Origin of the sequence: Nocardiopsis endophytica (assembly GCF_027706725.1) — a bacterium.
Taxonomy (GTDB): domain Bacteria; phylum Actinomycetota; class Actinomycetes; order Streptosporangiales; family Streptosporangiaceae; genus Nocardiopsis_A; species Nocardiopsis_A endophytica.
Genome location: NZ_JAQFWQ010000199.1, coordinates 1 through 3,541 on the forward strand (window position 1 = coordinate 1; position 3,541 = coordinate 3,541).

At 76.2% G+C, this 3,541-nt stretch carries 3 protein-coding genes; 1 reads left to right on the forward strand and 2 read right to left on the reverse strand.

The window, feature by feature from the left end; translation table 11 throughout:
- Positions 1-71: 71 nt before the first annotated feature.
- A complete protein-coding gene (locus O4J56_RS31875) occupies positions 72-1,286 on the reverse strand; it encodes a hypothetical protein (protein ID WP_270690955.1) in 1,215 nt (404 codons plus the stop codon).
- Entirely contained in the window at positions 1,283-2,206 is a 924-nt protein-coding gene (gene aztB, locus O4J56_RS31880; RefSeq protein ID WP_270690956.1) for a zinc ABC transporter permease AztB, read from the reverse strand. Before aztB ends, O4J56_RS31875 begins: the two co-directional genes overlap by 4 nt.
- Before the next feature lie 51 nt (positions 2,207-2,257).
- Here aztB and aztA point away from each other — a divergent pair, with 51 nt between their 5' ends.
- On the forward strand, positions 2,258-2,983 hold the full coding sequence (aztA, locus tag O4J56_RS31885; RefSeq protein ID WP_270690957.1) for a zinc ABC transporter ATP-binding protein AztA: 726 nt from the start codon (positions 2,258-2,260) through the stop codon (positions 2,981-2,983).
- Positions 2,984-3,541 lie beyond the last annotated feature (558 nt).

Genomic DNA, 3,541 nt, shown 5'->3' on the forward strand with positions numbered 1-3,541 from the left:
CGTCCCGGTCGGTCGTCGGGGGTCGTCCGGGGGGTGGTGAGGGCCGAGGGGTGCGGGGGCGGGAGGAGGGGTCAGGAGCCCGTCTCGACCATGAGGTCGGGGCTGAATTCGAGGTCGAAGGTGCGGGCGACGCGGAGGTCGTCGTTGTAGTCGATCTCGTGGACCGCGTCGGCGGCCGGGTCGTTGACGTAGGCGCGGGCGGTGTCGATCCACACCGAGGGCGGTGGGCCGTCGCCCTCGACCGGGTCCATGAGCTCCCGCTCGGCGGTGCGCTCGCCGGTGGCCGGGTCGTAGGCGCGCAGGGTCCCGTCCTCGCCGAGGACGAGTACGGGCAGGCCCTCCCCCGCCGCGCTCACCGCGACGGCGGGGCCGCTGTCGATGCGGGTCCACTCGGCGGAGCCGACGTCGAGCACCCATGCGCCCTCGCCGTCGGCCGCGAGCCCGGCGAGGACCGGGGCCCCGGGGCGGTGGTGGAAGGACTCCGCCGGGGGCGCGTCCTCCCCGTCGGGGTAGGGCGCCTTCTCCGCGGTGAGCGCGCCCTCGTCCTCGTCGCTCCCGTCGTCCTCGGTCACCACCAGGGCGCCGTCCGAGCAGCCGAGCACGGCGCCGCGCCGGGTCACCGCCTGCCCCGACGGGTCGGGGCAGGTCTCGTCGAGGGTGTCCTCGGTGTCGCCGCCGCGGTCCAGCACCTGCACGGCGTCCCCGTCGGCGCCGACGGCCAGCAGGCGCCCCGCGTAGGGGACGACGGCGGCGCCGTCGGGCCGCGCGACCTGCTCGACCTCCCCTTCGTCCAGGGCCGAGCGGTCGAGCACCGGTGCGCCGTCGCCGGTGGACAGCACCGAGACGGCGGCGTCCCCGGTCACGCCCGGGGCGCCCTCGGCCTCCGTCTCGCCGACCGTGCCCGGCTCGGCGCGGTAGTAGTGCACGTGGTCGCCGTGGTCGACCGTCCAGGTGCCGCTGTCCAGGACGGTCACCGAGCCGTCGGCGGAGATGTAGGCGTGGCGCCCGTCGGTGGCGGCGTGCTGGGCCCCGGGGACGGTGCCGAGCGGGCTCACCTCCTCGGTCGCCGGGTCGAGCAGGTGCACGGCGCCGTCCCCGGTGTCGGCCAGGACCAGGCGCCACTGGGGTTCGGCGGTCTCCTCGGCGCCTTCGACGTATCCGTGCGGCTGTGCGGGGGATTCGGCCGGGGTGTCCCCGGCGGCTCCGCCCTCGGGCCCGCATCCGGCGAGCGCCAGGGCGCCCGCCGCGCAGGCAAGGGCGGGCAGGGTTCGGGTTCGGATCGTCATCGCAGGTACGCGCGCTCCGTTTCCGGGCTCGTGGCTTCCGGGGGGTCGGACGGGTGCGGGGGGCGGTGCTCCCGCGCGGGGCGCGGGCTCCGGCCCTCCGGCACCCTGCGGTCCCGCAGGCGCGCCGCCAGGGCGGAGGCGAAGAAGGAGGCCACGGCGACGGCGGCGATGGTCGCCCCGGCGGCGGTGCCCAGGTGCCAGGACAGGAGCAGTCCGGCGGCGGTGGCGGCCGACCCGATCAGGGCGGCGCCGAGCATGATCGACGGGATGCGGCGGGCCCACAGCGCCATCGCGGCCGGGGGCGCGATGAGCAGGCCGAACACCAGCAGGGTGCCCACCACGTGGAAGGAGGCCGTGATCGCCAGGGTCACCAGGCCGAGCATGGCCAGGTGCGCCAGGCGCGGGCGCAGGCCCAGGGTCTCGGCCTTGCGGGGGTCGAAGGCCAGGGCGACGAACGCGCGGTGGCCCGCCAGGGCGAGGGCCGCCGCGGCGGCGGCCGCGCCCGCCAGGACGGCCAGGTCGGCCGGGCGCACGGCCAGCACGTCGCCGAACAGGAAGCCGGTCAGGTCCACGGCGAAGGACTGCGAGTGGGAGACGATGATCACGCCGAGCGAGAGCATCCCGACGAACAGCAGGCCGATCGCGGTGTCCTGGGACAGGCGGGTCCTGCGGGTGACCGCCGTGACACCGGCGGCCATGGCGGCCGCGCTCAGGGCGGCGCCCAGGAACAGGCTGCCGCCCAGCAGCGAGGCCAGCGCCACCCCCGGCAGCATGCCGTGCGCCATCGCGTCGCCGAGGAAGGCCATGCCGCGCAGCACGACCCAGGTCCCGGCCAGTGCGCAGACGGCCGAGACCAGCACCCCGGCGACCAGGGCGCGGGCGACGAAGGCCACCTCGAAGGGGGCGGTCAACCATTCCATGGACACGACCGTACACTGAGAATGATTTTCATTGTCAATCGGGGAGGCGCCGTGAACCACCGCACACCGACCGCCGTCGAACTGCACGGCGTGAGCGCCGGGTACGGCCGCACACCGGTCCTTGAAGGGGTGGACGCCGCCGTTCCGTCCGGCCGCACCACGGCGCTCGTAGGGCCCAACGGGTCGGGGACGTCGACGCTGCTGGGGGTGCTGGCGGGCGTGCACGCCCCGGAGCGCGGACGGGTCGAGCGCCGCCACCTCCGGCGGGCGGCGCTGGTGGTGCAGCGCAGTGCGGTCTCCGACGCGCTGCCGGTGACCGTCCGCGAGACGGTCGCCATGGGGCGGTGGGAGCACTTGGGCCCCTGGCGCAGGCCCGGGGAGCGCGACCGGGCCGTCGTGGCGGGGTGCATGGAGCGCCTGGACATCGCCGACCTGGCCGACCGCCCGCTCGGGGCCCTGTCCGGCGGGCAGCGCCAGCGGGTGCTGCTGGCGCAGGGCCTGGCCCAGCAGTCCGACCTGCTGCTGCTGGACGAGCCGTCGACCGGCCTGGACGCGCGGGCCCAGGAGGCGATCCAGCGCGTCCTGGAAGAGGTGGCGGCCGAGGGGGTCACCGTGGTGTTCGCCACCCACGACCCGGAGGCGGCCGGACGGGCCGACCACCGCCTCCACCTCCGGCACGGACGGATCGCAGCCACGTCAGAGGCGGCGTCACCCCGGACGGAAGGCGAGGCGCCACGGGCGGAGGGCGAGGCGCCGCGGGCGGACGCCGCCGTATAGCCGCTCCACCCCGGACAGCCGCCGCCAACGGGGGCGGCCCAGCCGATGCCCCGCTCCCGGGCCCCGGCCGGGCGGCGGGCCGCACGCGGTCCGGGTGAGCGGTTGAGCAGGTCCCCCACTTCAGGCCGCGGCCGGGCGGCGGGCCGCCGGAGCGTGGCGTGGACGGCAGCGACGAGGAAGGCCGGCAGCCCTTACGGCAGCGCCGTCGGGCGCGGCGCGTGTGCGTGGTCACCGCGATGGGCAGCGACGGAAGAAGCGGGGCGGTTCCCCGGCCCCGCCTGCCGGGCGGCGGGCCCCTCCCGGTCCGGGAGGGCGGCACTGCGAGGAAGGCGGGCGGCCCCCGCGTTCGTGGCGCCCGCACCCCGTCCGGGCGGAACATACCGGGCATAATGGACAGCAGGAGAAGGGGTCGGGCATCCTGCGTCGTGAAATCGACGCTTTTTGGCTGATCAGGTGTCGGTTTCACCACCCAAGATGACCCCGTCCCCCTCGCCCGCCCCCTTCGGCGATGATCTCGACAAGGGTGCTGTCATTCCGGCGGTTTTGACAGCACCCTTG

Excerpts from the sequence above, each read along its gene's own strand:
- O4J56_RS31875 (WP_270690955.1), bottom strand. The coding sequence starts at position 1,286 with ATGACGATCCGAACCCGAACCCTGCCCGCCCTTGCCTGCGCGGCGGGC.
- aztB (WP_270690956.1), bottom strand. The coding sequence starts at position 2,206 with ATGGAATGGTTGACCGCCCCCTTCGAGGTGGCCTTCGTCGCCCGCGCC.